This window comes from Arthrobacter sp. D5-1, from assembly GCF_017357425.1.
GTDB lineage: Bacteria > Actinomycetota > Actinomycetes > Actinomycetales > Micrococcaceae > Arthrobacter.
In genome coordinates this window covers 4330249-4353952 of the sequence record NZ_CP014571.1, presented here as the reverse complement: position 1 = coordinate 4353952, position 23704 = coordinate 4330249, and the positions used below count along the sequence as shown (strand labels likewise).

Below are 23704 nucleotides of genomic sequence, written 5' to 3'. Positions count from 1 at the left end.
CTGCAATGAAACTGAGTACGACGACGGCAGTCCAGGGGCGGGGCAACGGCACTTCGGTGCCGGGCCCGGGAGGCATCGCCCCTGAAACTGCTGGAACCGGAGGGGGAACCGGTTCCCGCAGCACCGCAGGCAAGCGCACCGCTTGGCTGTTGGCGGCCGTCGTCGTACTCGCCGCTGTCTGCGCCGCATCCTTGGCGATCGGCGCCCGCGGGCTTCCGCTCACCACTGTTTGGGAAGCACTCACCGACTTCAATCCGGCAGACGGCAACCACGCCGTGGTCATTGCCCGGATTCCCCGCACCGTCCTGGGCCTGCTTGCCGGAGCGGCACTTGGCCTTGCCGGCGCAGCCATGCAGGGCGTGGCCCGCAACCCGCTTGCCGATCCCGGAATCCTGGGACTTAATGCCGGTGCTGCCTTGGCCGTGGTCGTGGGGATCTACGTTTTCGGTATCGGCTCGCTGTCCGGCTACATCTGGTTCGCCTTCATCGGCGCCGCGGTGGCCGCCGTCGTGGTTTACGCCGTTGCTTCCCTGGGACGTGATGGTGCGACGCCGGTCAAACTCGCCCTCGCGGGTGCGGCCCTGAGCGCAGGCCTGTTCTCCCTGATGAACGTCATCCTGGTTTCGAGCCAGGACACGTTCGATCGTTTCCGCTTCTGGCAGGTGGGTACCATCGGCGGACGTGACTGGTCCGTCCTCCTTCCCGCGCTGCCGTTCCTCGCCACCGGGGCCCTGATCATCCTGGCCGGCGGTCGCATTTTGAACAGCCTGGCACTGGGCGACGACATTGCCCGTGGCCTCGGCCAGAACGTTGCTTTGGCCCGTGGCATCACCGGGCTGGGCATCGTCCTGCTTTGTGGATCCGCCACTGCCGTGGCCGGACCGATCGCCTTCCTGGGCCTCGTCATTCCGCACGCCGTCCGCTCGCTGACCGGGCCGGACTACCGGTGGATCCTGCCGTTCTCCGCCGTTGTGGCCCCCATCCTGCTGATCAGCGCCGACATCATTGGCCGCGTGATCCTTCTCCCCGGCGAAGTCCCCGCAGGAATCATGACGGCCATCATCGGGGCCCCTGTGTTCGTGTGGCTCATCCGCCGCGGCAAGGGGGCCGGGCTGTGACAACTGTTCATAAATTGCCCACCGAGCTGGCACTTAATGCCGGCAAACATAACCATCAATTGTCACTTCGGCGGGTGCTGGGCCCCACCTTTGTGCTCGGGCTCGCTGTAGTGGTCATGTTCGCGGTCTACGTGCTTCTGGGCAGCTACACCGTGACCATTCCGGACTTCTTTAAGATCGTCATCAACCACCTGACCGGTGGGGAGAAGATCCCCGGTGCAAGCTTCATCGTCATGGAGCACAAACTGCCCCGCGCGGTAGTGGGAACCATGATCGGCATTGCCTTCGGCTTGGCAGGTGCGCTCTTCCAGACCATGCTGCGGAACCCGCTGGCCAGCCCGGACATCATCGGCATCAGCTACGGTGCCAGCGCGGCAGCCGTGACGGCCATCGTCATCTTCGGCGCTTCCGGGGCCGTCGTTTCGGGGGCTGCGCTCGGCGGTGCGCTGGGGGTCGCAGCCATCATCTACGCAATCTCGCGCGGTGGTTCGGGCGCCGGTGGAGGCAGCCGCGGCAATGCCGCCGGCAACCGTCTCATCCTGGCAGGCGTCGGCATCGCCGCAGCCCTGCACGCAGTGGTCAACTTCCTCATGACCCGCGCTGACATTCGTACCGCAGCCGATGCCCTCATCTGGCTCAACGGATCTTTGAACTCCGCAACCTGGGACAGGGCAGGTGTCCTGGCGGTCTCCTTGCTGGTCCTGATTCCCGCCGTCATTGCCCTGGCAGGCCCTTTGCGCATCCTCGAGCTTGGCGATGACGCCGCTGCGGGCCTTGGGATCAAGGTCAATGCCGCCCGGCTGGGACTGGTGTTGACCGCCGTCGGACTTGCCGCCGTCGCAACCGCCGCCGCCGGTCCCGTTGCATTCGTCGCGTTCCTTGCAGGTCCGATCGCCCGCCGGCTCGTCCGCAAACCGAGCCTCCCGGCGTCGGCCCTTACCGGTGCGCTGATCGTGCTTCTGGCCGACTTCTTCGCCTCCAACATCGCTCCCGTCATCCTCGACGGAACCGTCCTCCCGGTCGGCGTCGTCACCGGCGCCCTCGGTGCTCCCTTCCTGCTGTGGCTGCTGGTCACGTCGAACCGAAAGGAGGCCTGACATGGCCATCCTTAATGCCCAGGACCTGACGCTCCAATACGAGGCACGCAAAGTGGTGGAGGGACTCTGCACCGAGATTCCCGAGGGCAAAGTGACCATGATCGTGGGAGCCAACGCCTGCGGAAAGTCCACCCTCCTGCGCGGACTGTCCCGCCTGCTCAAGCCCGCCGGCGGCGCCGTGACCCTCGACGGCAAGGACATCCACACCCGCCCCGCCCGCGAACTCGCCCGCACGCTCGGCCTGCTCCCGCAACACCCCACCGCTCCTGACGGCATCACCGTGCGCGACCTCGTGGGCCGCGGCCGGTACCCCCACCAAGGCTTCTTCCGCAGCTGGAGCGCAGCCGACGACGCCGCCGTGCAGCGCGCGCTCGACGCCACCTCCACGCTGGAACTCGCTGACCGCAGCATCGATGAACTATCCGGCGGACAGCGTCAACGCGTATGGATCGCCATGGCCCTGGCGCAGGAAACGGAAGTCCTGCTGCTGGACGAGCCCACCACCTACCTGGACCTCGCGCACCAAGTGGAGGTCCTGGACTTGATCACGGACCTCAACCGCAGCCGGGGAACCACCGTGGCAATCGTGCTCCACGATCTCAACCTCGCAGCACGGTACGCGGACCACGTCATCGCCATGAAGGGCGGGTGCATCGTGGCCGAAGGGCCGGCGCCCGTCGTTGTCACCGAAGAACTTGTCTACAACGTGTTCGGACTGGAATCCCGCGTGGTTCCGGACCCCATTTCAGGCACGCCGCTGATCGTCCCCATCGGACGCCACCACGCACGCCCCGCTTCAACCAACGAACTGGAGATCGCCTCATGAGTGCACAACCGACCCAGGCAAAAGCAAGCGCCGCCGTGGAGCCCATGACCCTCGCCTTCGACGTCACCGTGACGGCAGTGCAGGAATTGAGCCCGAACTTCCGCCGCATCACCTTCGGCGGTTACTCACTGCGCGGCTTCGGCGTTGCCGGAGACACGCTGGATCTCCGCGTGAAGCTGATGATCCCGTCCTTTGACGCGTCCGGAAACGTCATTCCGCTGCCTCCCTTCAAAATGGAAGAAGCCGGCTGGTACCAGGAATGGCTCGCCATGGACCCCTCCGTCCGCGGTGACATGCGCACCTACACCGTGCGTTCCGAGCGCCTCGACGCCGTGTACCCGGAGATCGACATCGACTTCGTCATGCACTTCGACGACGCCGGCCACGGCGGACCAGCCGCCAATTGGGCTCTCGCCGCAAAACCGGGAGACGCCCTCACCATCATCGGCCCCAACAACCGCGCAGCCCAGTGCACCACAGCCGGTGCATATGGTGGCATCGAATGGCGTCCGGGCATGGCCCAGCGCGTGCTCCTGGCCGGCGACGAAACCGCGGTCCCGGCCATCAGCGCCATCCTCGAGAGCCTCCCCGCGGACATGACCGGCCACGCCTTCCTCGAAGTACCAGAAGCCGGCGACTTCCAGGACATCAACACCGCAGCCGACATCGAAATCACCTGGCTTGCACGCGGTGCGGCCATCGGACGCGCACGTCCTCACGGAGAACTCCTCAAGGAAGCCGTCGCCAAGGCCGTTCCCGTGCCGGGCTGGGTAGGCATCAAGGGTGCCGGGACCGCAGCCGGACCCGAGCCCGAAGACGTCAACGTGGACCAGGACATCCTCTGGGAAACGCCGCAGCGTATGGACGCTGCAGCCATCGAAGCAACCAAGAACCCCACCCTTCCCGCTGGTGCACTGCCGTTCTATGCCTGGATCGCCGGTGAAGCGTTTGTCATCAAGGAAATGCGGCGCTACCTGGTGCGGGACGTTGGCATCGATCGTAAGCAGGTGGCTTTCATGGGCTACTGGCGCCGGGGCAAAGCGGAGGGCTAAGGCCGGCTTGATCGCTTAGTCCGCCACTGGGTGGCCGATGGCCGGCCATCCTCGGCGTGCTGCTCCTTCGTCGCTCTCTCACATCCCTCGGGTTTGGGGGGGTGATCCTCTCTCACATCCCTCGGGCTTGTTCATTTGGGGTTGGTTCTGGTGTAACCGGGGGCGGGTAGCTTCGGTGGGGTGCGGGAGGAATTCGGAGACGGAGTTAAGGCTCGACGGCGGTTTGTCGCCATCGGGGATTCCTTCACCGAGGGCGTAGGGGACCCGAGCAAGGTCCTGCCCAACGGGGTCCGCGGATGGGCGGACAGGGTGGCCGAGAAGTTGGCGAAAGCAGAGCCGGGCTGGGAGTACGCCAACCTGGCAGTGCGCAGCAAAAGACTCCGCCACATCATTGACGAACAACTCGAGCCTGCGGTGGCCATGGAGCCGACGCTCATCACGCTCTACGCGGGCGGCAACGACATTCTGGACTTTGGTACGGACATGGAGGCGCTCCTCAACGACTATGAGCTGCTGGTGGCCCGGCTGAGTGAAACCGGGGCAACGCTGGTGCTGTTCACTGGGTTTGACGTGAAAGTCTCCGCGGTTTTGGAGCCTTTCAAAAAACGCAACACCCTCTACAACCAAAGGGTCCGCGAGGTCGCCGCCAAGTACGGCGCAGTCCTGGTTGATTACTGGTGCTTTGACGCTTACAAAGACCAGCGGATGTGGGCCCCGGATCGCCTCCACATGTCCAAAGCGGGCCACAAGTACCTGGCCGCGCAGGTGTTGGACCATCTCAACGTCCCCCACAAATTCTCGCCCAAGGATTGGGACCCGCCCACGCGTTTGTCCATACGCGAATGGGAACGCCGGCAGCGTCGCTGGGTCAATGACTGGGTGGTCCCGCTCTTCGGACGTAAACTGCGGGGCGTCACGCTGGGCGACGCGCTCAGCCCACGCTGGCCCCAACCTGTGAAGGTCCCGCGCAAGGGTGGCTTGAAGAAGCTCATGGAAAAGGCCACCCAGTGAAGGAACAAACCAGATTCGTGGCTCTCGGCGATTCCTTTACTGAGGGTGTTGGTGACAACGACCTCAGGCTTCCCAACCATTGCCGGGGCTGGGCAGACCGGGTGGCAGAAGAACTGGCACGGCACGACGAAACAGTGCGCTACGCCAATCTGGCCATCCGCGGCAGGCGCCTCCAAAGGATCGCCGACGAACAAATCCAGCCCGCCCTCGCCATGAATCCCACGTTGGTCAGTTTCTACGCCGGCGGCAATGACCTTCTGATGGCCCGGCCCAACATGGCCAAACTGATCAAGGACTATGAAGATGCCGTCCGACGGATCACAGCCAGTGGGGCCACGGTGCTGCTGTTCACGGGTTACAACGTTCCCTTGTCACCCCTGCTGGAGCCGCTCAAAGTCCGCACGGCAATTTACAACCGCAATATTCGGCGCATCGCCGCGAAATACCAGGCGCTCCTGGTGGACTACTGGTGCTTCGAGAAATTCCAGGACCCGCGGATGTGGGCACCCGATCGCCTGCATATGTCCACGCGCGGCCACAGCTACATGGCCAAAAAGGTCCTCGAAGTGCTCGGAGCGCGGCACTCACTCCAGTCGCCCAGGCTCGCGGCTCCCCGTCCGCGGACCCGCGCCGAAAGCATCGCCGACGACGTCGCCTGGCTGAGGCGCGACGTCGGACCTTGGCTTTCGCGTCGGCTTCGCGGCGTATCCAGCGGCGACCACGTGGAAGCGCGCTGGCCGGAACTCATGCCACTGGTGCTGCCCGAACGACTGGGTACTGCGAAGGCGCAGGCGCCTCAGCTGTCCAGCAGGTTTTCGTAACCCTCAGCAACGCTGGTTGCCGTGAATTCGATGATCTCGAACTCGGCCACACCATTGCTGTAGAACGGGTCCTTGGCCAACGATGCATCCAACGTGGCCCGGTCCACCTTGGACAGCAGCACGCCGCCCGTGGCTGGGACGCGGCGTCCGGACGCAAGGAAGATGCCGCCGTCGAAAGCGTCCTTAAGCCAGGCCATGTGGCCCGGACGGTGGAAGTCGACAATTTCGTCAGGAACTTTGTAGGTCAACGAGACTACGAACATGCCGCCAGCCTATCGGTTGGGCCGCTGCCCGGACCTAAGGAGGCTGTGAATTCTCCTAAGATGGGTTCATGACTCAACCCCGCTGGCTGAACGCCGACGAACGCCGTGCCTGGCTGGCCCTGCTGAGCATCAACACCCTGCTTCCCTCGGCGTTGGACACCCAGCTTCAGTCGGTCGGCAAACTGTCTCTTTTCGACTACAACGTTTTGGCGATGCTCTCCGAAACCGAAGGCCGATACCTTCCCATGAGCGAGCTTGCTGCGCGAACGAGTGCCTCCTTGTCGCGCCTGTCGCATGTGGTGACCAAGCTGCAGAAGCGTGGCTGGGTAGAGCGGCAGGCGCACCCCGGCGACGCCCGCGTGACCGTCGCGCACCTCACCGAGGCCGGCATGTCCACCATTGTTTCCCTCGCCCCGGGACACGTGGAATCCGTGCGTACCCTGATGCTTGATTCGCTGACCCCGGACGACGTCGCAGACCTCGCCCGGATCGGTGAGAAAATCGTGGCCCGCCTGGACAACAACCACTGGATCCTTCGGGACTCGTGAGGGTGCTTTGTGGCCTCGGGCGTTGAGGTGGCAGACTGACGGCATGGATTTTTCTGCCCGTTACGTTGCCCTGGGCGACTCCTTCACTGAAGGCGTCGGCGACGACGATCCCCACCGTCCCAATGGCGTTCGAGGGTGGGCCGACGTCGTAGCCGGGCAGCTGGCAAGCAGCAACGAGGACTTCGGCTACGCGAATCTCGCGATCCGCGGCCGGAAGCTCCGCCAGATCATGGCAGAACAGGTGGACGCCGCCATCGCCATGAATCCAACGTTGGTGACCCTGTACGCAGGGGCGAACGACATCCTGCGGCCCAAGATCGATATTGACTCGCTTCTTGAGGAGTACGACGCCGGTATCGCCAAGTTAAGCGCGGCGGGCGCCACCGTTGTCCTCTTCACCGGCTTTGACGCAAAGGGCTCCAAAGTCTTCAGCGCCATGCGCGGCCGAACCGCGATCTACAACGAACTGGTGCGCGAAATAGCCGAGAACCACGGCGCCTTGCTGGTGGACTATTGGCGCTTTGACGAGTACGACGATTGGCGGCTTTGGGGCGAGGACCGGATGCACATGTCCACCGCCGGCCACATCAACATGGCGAAGCGGGTGCTTGATGTCCTTGAGCACGAGCACGTTATCGAGGTCCCCGAACTGGCGCCGGCGCGTCTGATGAACCGGGTTGAAGCACTCAAGGCCAATGCACGCTGGTTCCGGGAATCCGCGGCGCCGTGGGTGGCCCGCCGCGTCCGAGGTGTCTCCTCCGGCGACGGTTTGAGCCCTAAGTATCCCGAATTGATCAGGCCGCTCTAGCCCGGTCTTGCGGGCGACCCGCCAGTGTTGGCGCGGTGGTCCGGGCGGTGGGCGCGGAGGGCTTATGATGCCGGATTGGTCTTAATTTGGCCTGGCCCGTAGAATAGTTAGGCGCTAGGTAGTGCGGTTCGTGTGCAATTGCTCCGGTTGGTGGTGACTGTCGGTTTTTCCGACATCCCGGTGGCCGGTAGTTAGGGGCTCAAGTTGCGTGCATTCCTGTATTCGCCCGGTATCCCAGGACCTGTTCCAGTGTTCATCACTGCGCGGTCCTGAGGCCAACCTTCTTCGCCGCACTTGCTGCGGAAACTACCGAAATGGTTTGGAATCGGATGCGGACGCTGCCTGTCGCACGGTAACGCAGGAACATCTGCACGCCGTTACATTCAATCTTTGGAGGAGAGTCATGGCAGCACACTGCCAAGTGACCGGAGCCGAGCCGGGCTTTGGACACAGCATTTCGCACTCGCACCGTCGCAACAAGCGTCGGTTCGACCCGAACATTCAGAAGAAGCGCTACTGGGTTCCGTCCCTGCGCCGTAATGTCACGCTGACCCTGTCAGCCCGTGGCATCAAGACAATCGACGTCCGCGGCATCGACTCAGTCGTCGCCGACATCCTGGCACGAGGAGTAAAGCTCTAATGGCAAAGGACAAGGACGTACGTCCCATCATCAAGCTGAAGTCCACCGCGGGCACCGGTTACACCTACGTAACCCGCAAGAACCGTCGTAACGACCCGGACCGTCTGGTCCTGAAGAAGTACGACCCCAAGATCCGCCAGCACGTCGAATTCCGAGAGGAGCGCTAAACACATGGCAAAGAAGTCAAAGATTGCTCGCAACGAGCAGCGCAAGGTCATTGTTGAGCGTTACGCTGCCAAGCGTCTCGAACTGAAGAAGACCCTGGTTGACCCCAACGCGACTGACGAAGCACGCGAAGCTGCACGCCTCGGCCTGCAGAAGCTGCCCCGCAACGCCTCCCCGATCCGTCTGCGTAACCGCGACCAGATCGACGGCCGTCCCCGCGGCACGCTCCAGAAGTTCGGTATCTCCCGTGTTCGCTTCCGCGACATGGCTCACCGCGGTGAGCTCCCGGGCATCACCAAGTCTTCCTGGTAATCACGAAGCTCTGAAAAGGCCGGCAACCGTCATGGTTGCCGGCCTTTTCTGCGTTTAAGCCTGCTTCCTGGCGTGTGGCGAAGACTGCATGGCTGGGTGCGGGCGTTGGCTGGGGTGGACGCTCGCTCATGTCCCTCGGGTTTCACGCTGTCGCTCTCTCATGTCCCTCGGGTTTGGTCGAATGTTCGACGGCGGTTGTCGGCTTTGTGTCGGGGCGGAGGCCTTGGCGGATCTTGATGGTGTGACGGGCTTCACTCGGGTTGTTTCCGGCGGATTTTGGTTGGTTTGAGGCCACGATGGGGCCTTTTGGCCCGTGTGGGCGGGGTTTTGGCTGGTACCGATGGTGATTTGTGCCGGGGCCGGTGGGCGTGTAATGTCTTCTGAGTCGCCGCGAGTGAGACAGCCTGGAGCTGAGAGCCGCGGAGGCCGAACCCCTTTGATAACAGCCTGAAAAATGGTTCGCTTTCGAGCGTTCCTGTGCAGGGTGGGGCCGAAGATTGGATCGGGAATCGCGGAAACGATGATTTGCCAAGATCTGGTTGATCGGGTAAGTTTGAAAAGTTGCTCCGGAGCGATCCTGGACCCTTGTGGGTGTGGGTGGTGCCGGTAGTGTCTGTTGTTTGAGAACTCAATAGTGTGCCAAGTTTGTTGATACCGATTGTTTTATTGATTGGTTGAAATTATGGCTGGATCATTGCGCACCCCCGTGTGTGGTGGTCTGGTTTTCAGCTGGTTTCGAATTTTGTGCAGCCGTGCCGGCCGTTATTTCCGGTGGGTGTGGTTGTGTCTGTTTGATTTGTTTTACTTCAACGGAGAGTTTGATCCTGGCTCAGGATGAACGCTGGCGGCGTGCTTAACACATGCAAGTCGAACGATGATCCCAGCTTGCTGGGGGATTAGTGGCGAACGGGTGAGTAACACGTGAGTAACCTGCCCTTGACTCTGGGATAAGCCTGGGAAACTGGGTCTAATACCGGATATGACCGTCTGACGCATGTCAGGTGGTGGAAAGCTTTTGTGGTTTTGGATGGACTCGCGGCCTATCAGCTTGTTGGTGGGGTAATGGCCTACCAAGGCGACGACGGGTAGCCGGCCTGAGAGGGTGACCGGCCACACTGGGACTGAGACACGGCCCAGACTCCTACGGGAGGCAGCAGTGGGGAATATTGCACAATGGGCGCAAGCCTGATGCAGCGACGCCGCGTGAGGGATGACGGCCTTCGGGTTGTAAACCTCTTTCAGTAGGGAAGAAGCGAAAGTGACGGTACCTGCAGAAGAAGCGCCGGCTAACTACGTGCCAGCAGCCGCGGTAATACGTAGGGCGCAAGCGTTATCCGGAATTATTGGGCGTAAAGAGCTCGTAGGCGGTTTGTCGCGTCTGCTGTGAAAGACCGGGGCTCAACTCCGGTTCTGCAGTGGGTACGGGCAGACTAGAGTGCAGTAGGGGAGACTGGAATTCCTGGTGTAGCGGTGAAATGCGCAGATATCAGGAGGAACACCGATGGCGAAGGCAGGTCTCTGGGCTGTAACTGACGCTGAGGAGCGAAAGCATGGGGAGCGAACAGGATTAGATACCCTGGTAGTCCATGCCGTAAACGTTGGGCACTAGGTGTGGGGGACATTCCACGTTTTCCGCGCCGTAGCTAACGCATTAAGTGCCCCGCCTGGGGAGTACGGCCGCAAGGCTAAAACTCAAAGGAATTGACGGGGGCCCGCACAAGCGGCGGAGCATGCGGATTAATTCGATGCAACGCGAAGAACCTTACCAAGGCTTGACATGAACCGGTAATACCTGGAAACAGGTGCCCCGCTTGCGGTCGGTTTACAGGTGGTGCATGGTTGTCGTCAGCTCGTGTCGTGAGATGTTGGGTTAAGTCCCGCAACGAGCGCAACCCTCGTTCTATGTTGCCAGCGCGTTATGGCGGGGACTCATAGGAGACTGCCGGGGTCAACTCGGAGGAAGGTGGGGACGACGTCAAATCATCATGCCCCTTATGTCTTGGGCTTCACGCATGCTACAATGGCCGGTACAAAGGGTTGCGATACTGTGAGGTGGAGCTAATCCCAAAAAGCCGGTCTCAGTTCGGATTGGGGTCTGCAACTCGACCCCATGAAGTCGGAGTCGCTAGTAATCGCAGATCAGCAACGCTGCGGTGAATACGTTCCCGGGCCTTGTACACACCGCCCGTCAAGTCACGAAAGTTGGTAACACCCGAAGCCGGTGGCCTAACCCTTGTGGGGGGAGCCGTCGAAGGTGGGACCGGCGATTGGGACTAAGTCGTAACAAGGTAGCCGTACCGGAAGGTGCGGCTGGATCACCTCCTTTCTAAGGAGCTGCTAGCAGCTGTTCCGTGTTCTGTGTATGCAGTTCGTGGTGGTTGTCAGTGTTGCCCATTGCGCAGGCGTCTGTTCTGCGGTGGGTGCTCATGGGTGGAATATCAACGAATCAAACTTGTTTGGCATGGCCTTTACCGGTTGTGTCCTGGTGCCAGTACGGCAGCATGTGTCTCTGCTTTTTGTGGGGGTGGGTGTTGTTGGGAACGCTGCCGGGGTGCATGGTTTGTGGGGGTTGTGTTTGGCGCACTGTTGGGTCCTGAGGCAACAGGACCTTTTTGCAGCAATGCAGAGGGCATCGTTCTGGTGTTTCTTTTGTTCCTGCTTCCGGTTCTGCCGCGTGTCCCTGTGTGGGGTGGTGGTGGTCTGGTTGATGGGGTTGTTGTTTGAGAACTACATAGTGGACGCGAGCATCTGAGACATGCATGGCTGGCCTTTCGGGGTTGGTGTGTGTGTTTCTACAGCAATTTCTTATGAATGAACCTGGCCCTTGTGGTCGTGGTTCTCTCGAGTAAGTTTTTGATCTTTGTGTGGTCAAGTTTTTAAGGGCACACGGTGGATGCCTTGGCATTAGGAGCCGAAGAAGGACGTAGGAATCTGCGATAAGCCTGGGGGAGTTGATAACCGAGCGTTGATCCCAGGATGTCCGAATGGGGAAACCCCGCACAACGCTGCAAGGTGATTGTGTGACCCGCATCTGAACACATAGGGTGCGTGGGGGGAACGCGGGGAAGTGAAACATCTCAGTACCCGCAGGAAGAGAAAACAATAGTGATTCCGTTAGTAGTGGCGAGCGAACGCGGATCAGGCTAAACCGTTCCATGTGTGATAGCCGGCGGGCGTTGCATGGGCGGGGTTGTGGGACTTTCCGTGATGGTTCTGCCGGACCGTTGGGGTGATGTGCAGGCATAGGTGAACGGTCTTGAAAGGCCGGCCAGAGAGGGTGGGAGCCCCGTAACCGTAATGTTGTGTGCAGCCTGGAGAGTATCCCAAGTAGCACGGGGCCCGAGAAATCCCGTGCGAATCTGTCAGGACCACCTGATAAGCCTAAATACTTCCTAATGACCGATAGCGGACCAGTACCGTGAGGGAAAGGTGAAAAGTACCCCGGGAGGGGAGTGAAACAGTACCTGAAACCGTGTGCTTACAATCCGTCGGAGCAACCGCGAGTGATCGCATAGTAGTTGTGACGGCGTGCCTTTTGAAGAATGAGCCTGCGAGTTAGTGTTACGTCGCGAGGTTAACCCGTGTGGGGTAGCCGTAGCGAAAGCGAGTCTGAACAGGGCGAGTGTAGTGGCGTGATCTAGACCCGAAGCGGAGTGATCTACCCATGGCCAGGTTGAAGCGACGGTAAGACGTCGTGGAGGACCGAACCCACTTCAGTTGAAAATGGAGGGGATGAGCTGTGGGTAGGGGTGAAAGGCCAATCAAACTCCGTGATAGCTGGTTCTCCCCGAAATGCATTTAGGTGCAGCGTTGCGTGTTTCTTGCCGGAGGTAGAGCTACTGGATGGCCGATGGGCCCTACAAGGTTACTGACGTCAGCCAAACTCCGAATGCCGGTAAGTGAGAGCGCAGCAGTGAGACTGTGGGGGATAAGCTTCATAGTCGAGAGGGAAACAGCCCAGACCACCAACTAAGGCCCCTAAGCGTGTGCTAAGTGGGAAAGGATGTGGAGTTGCGAAGACAACCAGGAGGTTGGCTTAGAAGCAGCCATCCTTGAAAGAGTGCGTAATAGCTCACTGGTCAAGTGATTCCGCGCCGACAATGTAGCGGGGCTCAAGTACACCGCCGAAGTTGTGGATTTCACACATTGCCCTAGCCTTCGTGGTTCAGGGGTGTGGAGTGGTAGGGGAGCGTCGTGTGGGCAGTGAAGTCGCGGTGGAAACCAGCGGTGGAGCCTACACGAGTGAGAATGCAGGCATGAGTAGCGAAAGACGGGTGAGAAACCCGTCCGCCGAATGATCAAGGGTTCCAGGGTCAAGCTAATCTGCCCTGGGTAAGTCGGGACCTAAGGCGAGGCCGACAGGCGTAGTCGATGGACAACGGGTTGATATTCCCGTACCGGCGAAAAACCGCCCATGCCAAGCGGGGGATACTAACCGCCCGGAGCCTGCCCGCTCACCCTTGTGGTGTTGTGGGTTTTGGCCGAGCGCGGGACCTGATCCCGGGAGGTAAGCGTATTAACAGGTGTGACGCAGGAAGGTAGCCGGGCCGGGCGATGGTTGCCCCGGTCTAAGGATGTAGGGTCAGGGATAGGCAAATCCGTTCCTGTGTGCTTCGAGCACGTTCCTGAGATCTGATGGGACTCCCGTATGGGGGGATCCGGTGATCCTATGCTGCCTAGAAAAGCATCGACGCGAGGTTTTAGCCGCCCGTACCCCAAACCGACACAGGTGATCAGGTAGAGAATACCAAGGCGATCGAGAGAATTATGGTTAAGGAACTCGGCAAAATGCCCCCGTAACTTCGGGAGAAGGGGGGCCTGCCCCGTGATGGAGACTTGCTCTCCGTGAGCGGGTGTGGGCCGCAGAGACCAGGGGGAAGCGACTGTTTACTAAAAACACAGGTCCGTGCGAAGTCGCAAGACGATGTATACGGACTGACTCCTGCCCGGTGCTGGAAGGTTAAGAGGACCGGTTAGCCACCTTGTGTGGCGAAGCTGAGAATTTAAGCCCCAGTAAACGGCGGTGGTAACTATAACCATCCTAAGGTAGCGAAATTCCTTGTCGGGTAAGTTCCGACCTGCACGAATGGAGTAACGACTTCCCCGCTGTCTCAACCATAAACTCGGCGAAATTGCAGTACGAGTAAAGATGCTCGTTACGCGCAGCAGGACGGAAAGACCCCGAGACCTTTACTATAGTTTGGTATTGGTGTTCGGAGTGGCTTGTGTAGGATAGGTGGGAGACGTTGAAACCCGGACGCCAGTTCGGGTGGAGTCATCGTTGAAATACCACTCTGGTCACTTTGGACATCTAACTTCGGCCCGTGATCCGGGTCAGGGACAGTGCCTGATGGGTAGTTTAACTGGGGCGGTTGCCTCCTAAAAAGTAACGGAGGCGCCCAAAGGTTCCCTCAGCCTGGTTGGCAATCAGGTGTCGAGTGTAAGTGCACAAGGGAGCTTGACTGTGAGAGAGACATCTCAAGCAGGGACGAAAGTCGGGACTAGTGATCCGGCGGTACATTGTGGAATGGCCGTCGCTCAACGGATAAAAGGTACCTCGGGGATAACAGGCTGATCTTGCCCAAGAGTCCATATCGACGGCATGGTTTGGCACCTCGATGTCGGCTCGTCGCATCCTGGGGCTGGAGTAGGTCCCAAGGGTTGGGCTGTTCGCCCATTAAAGCGGTACGCGAGCTGGGTTTAGAACGTCGTGAGACAGTTCGGTCCCTATCCGCTGCGCGCGCAGGAAATTTGAGAAGGGCTGTCCTTAGTACGAGAGGACCGGGACGGACGAACCTCTGGTGTGTCAGTTGTACTGCCAAGTGCATCGCTGATTAGCTACGTTCGGATGGGATAACCGCTGAAAGCATCTAAGCGGGAAGCTCGCTTCAAGATGAGATTTCCATACACATTTATGTGTGAGAGGCCCCCAGCCAGACCACTGGGTTGATAGGCCGGATGTGGAAGCGAGGACTAAAGACTCGTGAAGCTGACCGGTACTAATAGGCCAACAACTTACACCACACAACACACTGCACGCGTCCACTATGTGGTTCCCGAACAACAACCCGCACCAAGGGTTGCCGGAACCAACAACTAAATAACAACACCACAGTTGTAACCACAAGTCTTCCCACCCACCCCCACCAAAACGGGGGCCGGGACGGGTAACAGAGTTACGGCGGTCATAGCGTGGGGGAAACGCCCGGTCCCATTCCGAACCCGGAAGCTAAGACCCACAGCGCCGATGGTACTGCACCCGGGAGGGTGTGGGAGAGTAGGACACCGCCGGACAACCATTAAGGCAAGAGCCCCGACCACAGGTCGGGGCTCTTCCCCTTTAACCACCCAACCCCTAACCACCCACACACCCCAACAGCGCCTACCCCGGGCCAGCCCCTGCAGCCCGGAGCATTCCCAGATAGTGGTCAACGCTGCCGGCATCAACCACACCACTCCCGGCTGCTCGTTCTCCGCTGGCTGGCGTTAGTGCCGTAAGGGCCCGGCCGATCATGGATGGTTCACGCAGTTCGCAGGCAGTCTGGGCCATCACACACCAAGTGGCCTCCAACAAGAGGTCCCGGGGCGGATCCGATAGCTGCCGAAGTGCGGTTGCTGCCATGGTTTGGTGACCGGAGCGCAGCAACAGAAGGGGACGCACCCATGGTTCGTAGGGGCCGAAGTCCCCGTCAACCAGTTCCTCCCCGTTGCGTAGTTGTCGGGTGAACGACGCAAACGCAAGGATTCCCTCGCTGAAGCCTGGCATTTCCTCAGGAACAGGAGGCGTCGCACCGCCGTCGAGGAACGTCCAGCGGAACCATTGGGTGAAGACCGCTGCCAAGGGGCGCTCGTGCCGCACGGCCAGTTGATCCACTGCATTGGCTTCACGAAGGGCGGAATCAACGTCGGACAAAGCGCACAGGGCCTGCATCCGAATCAGACGCCCGTTAATCTCAAAGGTGGGTGAATCGGCGTCGAACGCTGTTGCTATCAGCTGCCGGCCGATGTCATCGCGGTGCTTTGCCAGGCCTGCGTAGGCGAATGCCTGCATGAAGTGGGCGCTCAGGGCAAAGCAAAGAAGGTGGCTGCCGCCTACATTTCGGGCTAACGCAACGGCCTCGGCCGCTTCGGCCTGTCTGCTCGCCGTTCCGCGGGACTCCATGGCGATCGTCGCGAGAAGGCGGGCCCGGCTGCGGTCGCTGAGGTGGGCGGGTGAAGCCAAGGCAGCCTCAGCTGCGGCGACCACAGCGGCAGCAGCCGCGGGATCGTCTGTTCGAGTCCATATCCCGGGGACGTCGTAACCTCCGATGATTCTCGCAGCGAGTTCGGGATCGTTGAGGCCGGCGGCCGCCTCGATGGCAGCAAGACGTTGCTGACGGGCTGTCTGGAGATCGCCGGCGACCGCAAGGCTGCCCAACACCGCATTCGAAGCCTCCAGTTGGGCCCGCACGCCGCCACTGGAATAGGCGCTGGCAATCGGGGCCAAACTGGCTGGCTTTGGCCGATCCAATTGTGGGTCCCGGCGGAGAATCCGGGTCTCCAGATCTGCGAGGGCGGGGCTGAGGTCCAGCCCGAGTTCGTCGGACAGCTGACGTCGTGCCTTGCGAAGCACGGCAAGAGCGTCGCCTTGGCGGCGGCTCCGGTACAGAGCCAGAGCCAGCAATCGCCATCCTTCCTCGCGCCACGGGTTGGCCGTGACATGCGTTTCCAGGATGGCCGCAGCCTCGTTTGGCCGGGCGTCTGCGAGGCGGGCTTCGGCACAGCGTTCGACGGCGGTCTGCCGCAGCCCGCTCAGCCGCGTCGCCTCAGGTACCGCCCAGGGACGCTCGGAAAATTCCTGGTATGGGCTTCCGTTCCACTCCGCGAGGGCAGCAGACAAACGTGAATCAGCGTCGGCGGGATCGGCCCCAACTGCCCTGGCTACGGTCGTTTCAAAGCGCCAGGCGTCCACCGCGTCGGCGTCGAGCCGCAACGCGTAGCCGTCAGCAACCGTGACCAGGACGGAGGCCAAGGTTCGGGGCTTCCGGTGTGGTTCAAGGATTCGCCGCAGCTCGCCAACGAAGCTTCGGATGGCTCCCACTGCTCCGTTCGGTGGCATGCCATCCCATAGTTCTTCGGCAAGGTCCGCGGTGGGAATGGCCCGGCCCCGCAGCGCGACCAGGATCGCGATGATCTCCCGATGCCTGCGCTTGGACAGTTCCAACCGGACCCCGTCAACACTCACCTCGATGGGGCCGAGAACTCGGATCTGCGGCGTACTCACGGGTCAATCGTAGTCACGGGCCCCGACAAGCAAACGGCAGAGTCGGCTGATTCGCCGCTGATTCGGCGGCGGGATAGTAGGGGGAACACATCCGGAGAAGGAGACCCCCATGACGTTGAAATTGCTGCCCGAAGCTACCTACCATCGCGTCCCTGCAGCACCCCATGTGGAACTGAACGTTGCCGTCGCGGGGAGTGGACCCGCCGTCGTACTTTTGCACGGCTTCCCCCAGACGCATCTGATGTGGCGTCACGTCGCCGCCGACCTGGCGGCGGATTACACAGTCATCTGCCCGGACCTTCGAGGATACGGTGCGAGTGATAAGCCCCTGGAGGACGGAGAAGAGACCTACTCCAAACGCACCATGGCGGCCGACGTCGTTGCAGCAGCACGGGCCCTGGGCCATCAGCGTTTTGCCCTCGCCGGTCATGATCGCGGTGCGCTGGTTGCCATTCGCGCTGGGCTGGATCACGTTGACGCAGTGACCCATCTTTTGTCACTGGACGTGCTGCCAACCTTGGACATGTGGGACATTCTCCGGGGTGCCGATGCCAAGGTGGCGTGGCACCTGTACCTCATGGCCCAGCCTGCCGGAATCCCGGAGTCCATGATTGAAGCTACGGCCGATGCGTTTTTCGCCTCATTCCTGGATGGGTGGACCGCTGACCCTGACGCGATTCCGGAGTCTTATCGGGAGGAGTATCTGAGGGCATCACGTGGGGCGGTGGCATCGATCGTTGCGGACTACCGCGCTTCTGCCGGCATCGATGTAACGCATGATCGGGCCGACCGTGAGTCCGGACGCACTCTGGAGATGCCCGTCACCGTGATGCAGCAGGATTGGGGAGCTGTGCTGGGCTATGACGCTGCCGCTCTCTGGGGCGCCTGGGCGCCTGACCTCCGTCACATGACCTTTGACGGCGGCCACTTCATGGCCGAGGAAAATCCCGGCGCCGTCAGCGCTGCGTTGCGGGAGCTGATGAAGCGCTAGGAGCCAGCGCCCGACGGCGGTTTGGTGGGGTTTTGGGGGTGGGTTTGGGGTGGGTGGGGTTGGGTGTGGGGTGGATTTGCGTTGGGGGTTGGGGGCGTGTATTGTTTTCTGAGTCGCCGGGTGCGAAACGGAAAGCCGGAAGGTGTGTACGGTTCGGTAGGCGGCCAAAAATAACTCTTCTTTTCCAATGGCCCTGTTTGGGTGCGCTGCTTTGTGTGGTGTGCTGTGGGTGATGTTTTGGGGGGTCTGTTGTTTGAGAACTCAATAGTGTGCCAAGTTTGTTGATACCGATTGTTTTATTGATTGGTTGAAATTATGGCTGGATCATTGCGCACCCCCGTGTGTGGTGGTCTGGTTTTCAGCTGGTTTCGAATTTTGTGCAGCCGTGCCGGCCGTTATTTCCGGTGGGTGTGGTTGTGTCTGTTTGATTTGTTTTACTTCAACGGAGAGTTTGATCCTGGCTCAGGATGAACGCTGGCGGCGTGCTTAACACATGCAAGTCGAACGATGATCCCAGCTTGCTGGGGGATTAGTGGCGAACGGGTGAGTAACACGTGAGTAACCTGCCCTTGACTCTGGGATAAGCCTGGGAAACTGGGTCTAATACCGGATATGACCGTCTGACGCATGTCAGGTGGTGGAAAGCTTTTGTGGTTTTGGATGGACTCGCGGCCTATCAGCTTGTTGGTGGGGTAATGGCCTACCAAGGCGACGACGGGTAGCCGGCCTGAGAGGGTGACCGGCCACACTGGGACTGAGACACGGCCCAGACTCCTACGGGAGGCAGCAGTGGGGAATATTGCACAATGGGCGCAAGCCTGATGCAGCGACGCCGCGTGAGGGATGACGGCCTTCGGGTTGTAAACCTCTTTCAGTAGGGAAGAAGCGAAAGTGACGGTACCTGCAGAAGAAGCGCCGGCTAACTACGTGCCAGCAGCCGCGGTAATACGTAGGGCGCAAGCGTTATCCGGAATTATTGGGCGTAAAGAGCTCGTAGGCGGTTTGTCGCGTCTGCTGTGAAAGACCGGGGCTCAACTCCGGTTCTGCAGTGGGTACGGGCAGACTAGAGTGCAGTAGGGGAGACTGGAATTCCTGGTGTAGCGGTGAAATGCGCAGATATCAGGAGGAACACCGATGGCGAAGGCAGGTCTCTGGGCTGTAACTGACGCTGAGGAGCGAAAGCATGGGGAGCGAACAGGATTAGATACCCTGGTAGTCCATGCCGTAAACGTTGGGCACTAGGTGTGGGGGACATTCCACGTTTTCCGCGCCGTAGCTAACGCATTAAGTGCCCCGCCTGGGGAGTACGGCCGCAAGGCTAAAACTCAAAGGAATTGACGGGGGCCCGCACAAGCGGCGGAGCATGCGGATTAATTCGATGCAACGCGAAGAACCTTACCAAGGCTTGACATGAACCGGTAATACCTGGAAACAGGTGCCCCGCTTGCGGTCGGTTTACAGGTGGTGCATGGTTGTCGTCAGCTCGTGTCGTGAGATGTTGGGTTAAGTCCCGCAACGAGCGCAACCCTCGTTCTATGTTGCCAGCGCGTTATGGCGGGGACTCATAGGAGACTGCCGGGGTCAACTCGGAGGAAGGTGGGGACGACGTCAAATCATCATGCCCCTTATGTCTTGGGCTTCACGCATGCTACAATGGCCGGTACAAAGGGTTGCGATACTGTGAGGTGGAGCTAATCCCAAAAAGCCGGTCTCAGTTCGGATTGGGGTCTGCAACTCGACCCCATGAAGTCGGAGTCGCTAGTAATCGCAGATCAGCAACGCTGCGGTGAATACGTTCCCGGGCCTTGTACACACCGCCCGTCAAGTCACGAAAGTTGGTAACACCCGAAGCCGGTGGCCTAACCCTTGTGGGGGGAGCCGTCGAAGGTGGGACCGGCGATTGGGACTAAGTCGTAACAAGGTAGCCGTACCGGAAGGTGCGGCTGGATCACCTCCTTTCTAAGGAGCTGCTAGCAGCTGTTCCGTGTTCTGTGTATGCAGTTCGTGGTGGTTGTCAGTGTTGCCCATTGCGCAGGCGTCTGTTCTGCGGTGGGTGCTCATGGGTGGAATATCAACGAATCAAACTTGTTTGGCATGGCCTTTACCGGTTGTGTCCTGGTGCCAGTACGGCAGCATGTGTCTCTGCTTTTTGTGGGGGTGGGTGTTGTTGGGAACGCTGCCGGGGTGCATGGTTTGTGGGGGTTGTGTTTGGCGCACTGTTGGGTCCTGAGGCAACAGGACCTTTTTGCAGCAATGCAGAGGGCATCGTTCTGGTGTTTCTTTTGTTCCTGCTTCCGGTTCTGCCGCGTGTCCCTGTGTGGGGTGGTGGTGGTCTGGTTGATGGGGTTGTTGTTTGAGAACTACATAGTGGACGCGAGCATCTGAGACATGCATGGCTGGCCTTTCGGGGTTGGTGTGTGTGTTTCTACAGCAATTTCTTATGAATGAACCTGGCCCTTGTGGTCGTGGTTCTCTCGAGTAAGTTTTTGATCTTTGTGTGGTCAAGTTTTTAAGGGCACACGGTGGATGCCTTGGCATTAGGAGCCGAAGAAGGACGTAGGAATCTGCGATAAGCCTGGGGGAGTTGATAACCGAGCGTTGATCCCAGGATGTCCGAATGGGGAAACCCCGCACAACGCTGCAAGGTGATTGTGTGACCCGCATCTGAACACATAGGGTGCGTGGGGGGAACGCGGGGAAGTGAAACATCTCAGTACCCGCAGGAAGAGAAAACAATAGTGATTCCGTTAGTAGTGGCGAGCGAACGCGGATCAGGCTAAACCGTTCCATGTGTGATAGCCGGCGGGCGTTGCATGGGCGGGGTTGTGGGACTTTCCGTGATGGTTCTGCCGGACCGTTGGGGTGATGTGCAGGCATAGGTGAACGGTCTTGAAAGGCCGGCCAGAGAGGGTGGGAGCCCCGTAACCGTAATGTTGTGTGCAGCCTGGAGAGTATCCCAAGTAGCACGGGGCCCGAGAAATCCCGTGCGAATCTGTCAGGACCACCTGATAAGCCTAAATACTTCCTAATGACCGATAGCGGACCAGTACCGTGAGGGAAAGGTGAAAAGTACCCCGGGAGGGGAGTGAAACAGTACCTGAAACCGTGTGCTTACAATCCGTCGGAGCAACCGCGAGTGATCGCATAGTAGTTGTGACGGCGTGCCTTTTGAAGAATGAGCCTGCGAGTTAGTGTTACGTCGCGAGGTTAACCCGTGTGGGGTAGCCGTAGCGAAAGCGAGTCTGAACAGGGCGAGTGTAGTGGCGTGATCTAGACCCGAAGCGGAGTGATCTACCCATGGCCAGGTTGAAGCGACGGTAAGACGTCGTGGAGGACCGAACCCACTTCAGTTGAAAATGGAGGGGATGAGCTGTGGGTAGGGGTGAAAGGCCAATCAAACTCCGTGATAGCTGGTTCTCCCCGAAATGCATTTAGGTGCAGCGTTGCGTGTTTCTTGCCGGAGGTAGAGCTACTGGATGGCCGATGGGCCCTACAAGGTTACTGACGTCAGCCAAACTCCGAATGCCGGTAAGTGAGAGCGCAGCAGTGAGACTGTGGGGGATAAGCTTCATAGTCGAGAGGGAAACAGCCCAGACCACCAACTAAGGCCCCTAAGCGTGTGCTAAGTGGGAAAGGATGTGGAGTTGCGAAGACAACCAGGAGGTTGGCTTAGAAGCAGCCATCCTTGAAAGAGTGCGTAATAGCTCACTGGTCAAGTGATTCCGCGCCGACAATGTAGCGGGGCTCAAGTACACCGCCGAAGTTGTGGATTTCACACATTGCCCTAGCCTTCGTGGTTCAGGGGTGTGGAGTGGTAGGGGAGCGTCGTGTGGGCAGTGAAGTCGCGGTGGAAACCAGCGGTGGAGCCTACACGAGTGAGAATGCAGGCATGAGTAGCGAAAGACGGGTGAGAAACCCGTCCGCCGAATGATCAAGGGTTCCAGGGTCAAGCTAATCTGCCCTGGGTAAGTCGGGACCTAAGGCGAGGCCGACAGGCGTAGTCGATGGACAACGGGTTGATATTCCCGTACCGGCGAAAAACCGCCCATGCCAAGCGGGGGATACTAACCGCCCGGAGCCTGCCCGCTCACCCTTGTGGTGTTGTGGGTTTTGGCCGAGCGCGGGACCTGATCCCGGGAGGTAAGCGTATTAACAGGTGTGACGCAGGAAGGTAGCCGGGCCGGGCGATGGTTGCCCCGGTCTAAGGATGTAGGGTCAGGGATAGGCAAATCCGTTCCTGTGTGCTTCGAGCACGTTCCTGAGATCTGATGGGACTCCCGTATGGGGGGATCCGGTGATCCTATGCTGCCTAGAAAAGCATCGACGCGAGGTTTTAGCCGCCCGTACCCCAAACCGACACAGGTGATCAGGTAGAGAATACCAAGGCGATCGAGAGAATTATGGTTAAGGAACTCGGCAAAATGCCCCCGTAACTTCGGGAGAAGGGGGGCCTGCCCCGTGATGGAGACTTGCTCTCCGTGAGCGGGTGTGGGCCGCAGAGACCAGGGGGAAGCGACTGTTTACTAAAAACACAGGTCCGTGCGAAGTCGCAAGACGATGTATACGGACTGACTCCTGCCCGGTGCTGGAAGGTTAAGAGGACCGGTTAGCCACCTTGTGTGGCGAAGCTGAGAATTTAAGCCCCAGTAAACGGCGGTGGTAACTATAACCATCCTAAGGTAGCGAAATTCCTTGTCGGGTAAGTTCCGACCTGCACGAATGGAGTAACGACTTCCCCGCTGTCTCAACCATAAACTCGGCGAAATTGCAGTACGAGTAAAGATGCTCGTTACGCGCAGCAGGACGGAAAGACCCCGAGACCTTTACTATAGTTTGGTATTGGTGTTCGGAGTGGCTTGTGTAGGATAGGTGGGAGACGTTGAAACCCGGACGCCAGTTCGGGTGGAGTCATCGTTGAAATACCACTCTGGTCACTTTGGACATCTAACTTCGGCCCGTGATCCGGGTCAGGGACAGTGCCTGATGGGTAGTTTAACTGGGGCGGTTGCCTCCTAAAAAGTAACGGAGGCGCCCAAAGGTTCCCTCAGCCTGGTTGGCAATCAGGTGTCGAGTGTAAGTGCACAAGGGAGCTTGACTGTGAGAGAGACATCTCAAGCAGGGACGAAAGTCGGGACTAGTGATCCGGCGGTACATTGTGGAATGGCCGTCGCTCAACGGATAAAAGGTACCTCGGGGATAACAGGCTGATCTTGCCCAAGAGTCCATATCGACGGCATGGTTTGGCACCTCGATGTCGGCTCGTCGCATCCTGGGGCTGGAGTAGGTCCCAAGGGTTGGGCTGTTCGCCCATTAAAGCGGTACGCGAGCTGGGTTTAGAACGTCGTGAGACAGTTCGGTCCCTATCCGCTGCGCGCGCAGGAAATTTGAGAAGGGCTGTCCTTAGTACGAGAGGACCGGGACGGACGAACCTCTGGTGTGTCAGTTGTACTGCCAAGTGCATCGCTGATTAGCTACGTTCGGATGGGATAACCGCTGAAAGCATCTAAGCGGGAAGCTCGCTTCAAGATGAGATTTCCATACACATTTATGTGTGAGAGGCCCCCAGCCAGACCACTGGGTTGATAGGCCGGATGTGGAAGCGAGGACTAAAGACTCGTGAAGCTGACCGGTACTAATAGGCCAACAACTTACACCACACAACACACTGCACGCGTCCACTATGTGGTTCCCGAACAACAACCCGCACCAAGGGTTGCCGGAACCAACAACTAAATAACAACACCACAGTTGTAACCACAAGTCTTCCCACCCACCCCCACCAAAAAAGG

General features: G+C 59.7%; 14 protein-coding genes and 5 rRNA genes. 17 read left to right on the top strand and 2 right to left on the bottom strand.

Annotation, left to right across the window (positions count from 1 at the left end; genetic code table 11):
- Positions 1-5: 5 nt before the first annotated feature.
- The 6 genes from AYX22_RS20065 (at position 6) to AYX22_RS20040 (ending at position 5925) form a co-directional block, all read left to right on the top strand.
- Positions 6-1118, top strand: coding sequence for an iron chelate uptake ABC transporter family permease subunit (locus tag AYX22_RS20065; protein WP_207595238.1), 1113 nt, complete (start codon positions 6-8; stop codon positions 1116-1118).
- The gene (locus AYX22_RS20060; protein WP_207595237.1) at positions 1115-2215 is read left to right on the top strand and encodes an iron chelate uptake ABC transporter family permease subunit; all 1101 of its coding nucleotides are present in this window, start codon (positions 1115-1117) and stop codon (positions 2213-2215) included. The genes AYX22_RS20065 and AYX22_RS20060 overlap by 4 nt, the downstream gene beginning before the upstream one ends.
- Position 2216: 1 nt before the next feature.
- A complete protein-coding gene (locus tag AYX22_RS20055; protein ID WP_207595236.1) occupies positions 2217-3041 on the top strand; it encodes an ABC transporter ATP-binding protein in 825 nt (274 codons plus the stop codon).
- Positions 3038-4093: a siderophore-interacting protein gene (locus AYX22_RS20050; protein ID WP_207595235.1), complete on the top strand. Its 1056-nt coding sequence runs from the start codon at positions 3038-3040 to the stop codon at positions 4091-4093. Before AYX22_RS20055 ends, AYX22_RS20050 begins: the two co-directional genes overlap by 4 nt.
- Positions 4094-4273: 180 nt before the next feature.
- Positions 4274-5104: an SGNH/GDSL hydrolase family protein gene (locus AYX22_RS20045; protein WP_207595234.1), complete on the top strand. Its 831-nt coding sequence runs from the start codon at positions 4274-4276 to the stop codon at positions 5102-5104.
- Positions 5101-5925 (top strand): SGNH/GDSL hydrolase family protein, encoded by an 825-nt coding sequence (locus AYX22_RS20040; RefSeq protein WP_207595233.1) that lies wholly within the window; start codon positions 5101-5103, stop codon positions 5923-5925. Before AYX22_RS20045 ends, AYX22_RS20040 begins: the two co-directional genes overlap by 4 nt.
- Here AYX22_RS20040 and AYX22_RS20035 read toward each other — a convergent pair.
- Positions 5901-6188, bottom strand: coding sequence for a YciI family protein (locus AYX22_RS20035; protein ID WP_011776364.1), 288 nt, complete (start codon positions 6186-6188; stop codon positions 5901-5903). The two genes, AYX22_RS20040 and AYX22_RS20035, sit on opposite strands and share 25 nt — an antisense overlap.
- 68 nt (positions 6189-6256) lie before the next feature.
- Here AYX22_RS20035 and AYX22_RS20030 point away from each other — a divergent pair, with 68 nt between their 5' ends.
- From AYX22_RS20030 to rrf, 8 genes are all read left to right on the top strand, one after another.
- The gene (locus AYX22_RS20030; protein WP_089596480.1) at positions 6257-6736 is read left to right on the top strand and encodes a MarR family transcriptional regulator; all 480 of its coding nucleotides are present in this window, start codon (positions 6257-6259) and stop codon (positions 6734-6736) included.
- Between the two features lie 43 nt (positions 6737-6779).
- On the top strand, positions 6780-7544 hold the full coding sequence (locus AYX22_RS20025) for an SGNH/GDSL hydrolase family protein (protein WP_207595232.1): 765 nt from the start codon (positions 6780-6782) through the stop codon (positions 7542-7544).
- A 403-nt stretch (positions 7545-7947) separates the two neighbouring features.
- Positions 7948-8184: a 50S ribosomal protein L28 gene (gene rpmB / locus AYX22_RS20020; protein ID WP_011776361.1), complete on the top strand. Its 237-nt coding sequence runs from the start codon at positions 7948-7950 to the stop codon at positions 8182-8184.
- On the top strand, positions 8184-8351 hold the full coding sequence (rpmG, locus tag AYX22_RS20015) for a 50S ribosomal protein L33 (RefSeq protein ID WP_003798558.1): 168 nt from the start codon (positions 8184-8186) through the stop codon (positions 8349-8351). Before rpmB ends, rpmG begins: the two co-directional genes overlap by 1 nt.
- A 4-nt stretch (positions 8352-8355) precedes the next feature.
- A complete protein-coding gene (gene rpsN / locus AYX22_RS20010) occupies positions 8356-8661 on the top strand; it encodes a 30S ribosomal protein S14 (RefSeq protein ID WP_011776360.1) in 306 nt (101 codons plus the stop codon).
- Positions 8662-9467: 806 nt separating this feature from the next.
- A 16S ribosomal RNA gene (locus tag AYX22_RS20005) occupies positions 9468-10987 on the top strand.
- A gap of 540 nt (positions 10988-11527) precedes the next feature.
- Positions 11528-14685: ribosomal RNA gene (locus AYX22_RS20000) — 23S ribosomal RNA — on the top strand.
- A 153-nt stretch (positions 14686-14838) separates the two neighbouring features.
- A 5S ribosomal RNA gene (gene rrf / locus AYX22_RS19995) occupies positions 14839-14955 on the top strand.
- Together the 16S, 23S and 5S rRNA genes form the textbook arrangement of a ribosomal RNA operon.
- Positions 14956-15043: 88 nt before the next feature.
- On the opposite strand, the gene AYX22_RS19990 is transcribed toward rrf, so the two are convergent.
- Entirely contained in the window at positions 15044-16924 is a 1881-nt protein-coding gene (locus AYX22_RS19990) for a BTAD domain-containing putative transcriptional regulator (protein WP_207595231.1), read from the bottom strand.
- Positions 16925-17033: 109 nt separating this feature from the next.
- On the opposite strand from AYX22_RS19990, the gene AYX22_RS19985 reads away from it, so the two are divergent.
- The 3 genes from AYX22_RS19985 (at position 17034) to AYX22_RS19975 (ending at position 23572) form a co-directional block, all read left to right on the top strand.
- Positions 17034-17915 (top strand): alpha/beta fold hydrolase, encoded by an 882-nt coding sequence (locus AYX22_RS19985; protein ID WP_207595230.1) that lies wholly within the window; start codon positions 17034-17036, stop codon positions 17913-17915.
- Positions 17916-18354: 439 nt separating this feature from the next.
- Positions 18355-19874, top strand: a 16S ribosomal RNA gene (locus AYX22_RS19980).
- Between the two features lie 540 nt (positions 19875-20414).
- Positions 20415-23572 (top strand): 23S ribosomal RNA (locus tag AYX22_RS19975).
- Positions 23573-23704: the final 132 nt, after the last annotated feature.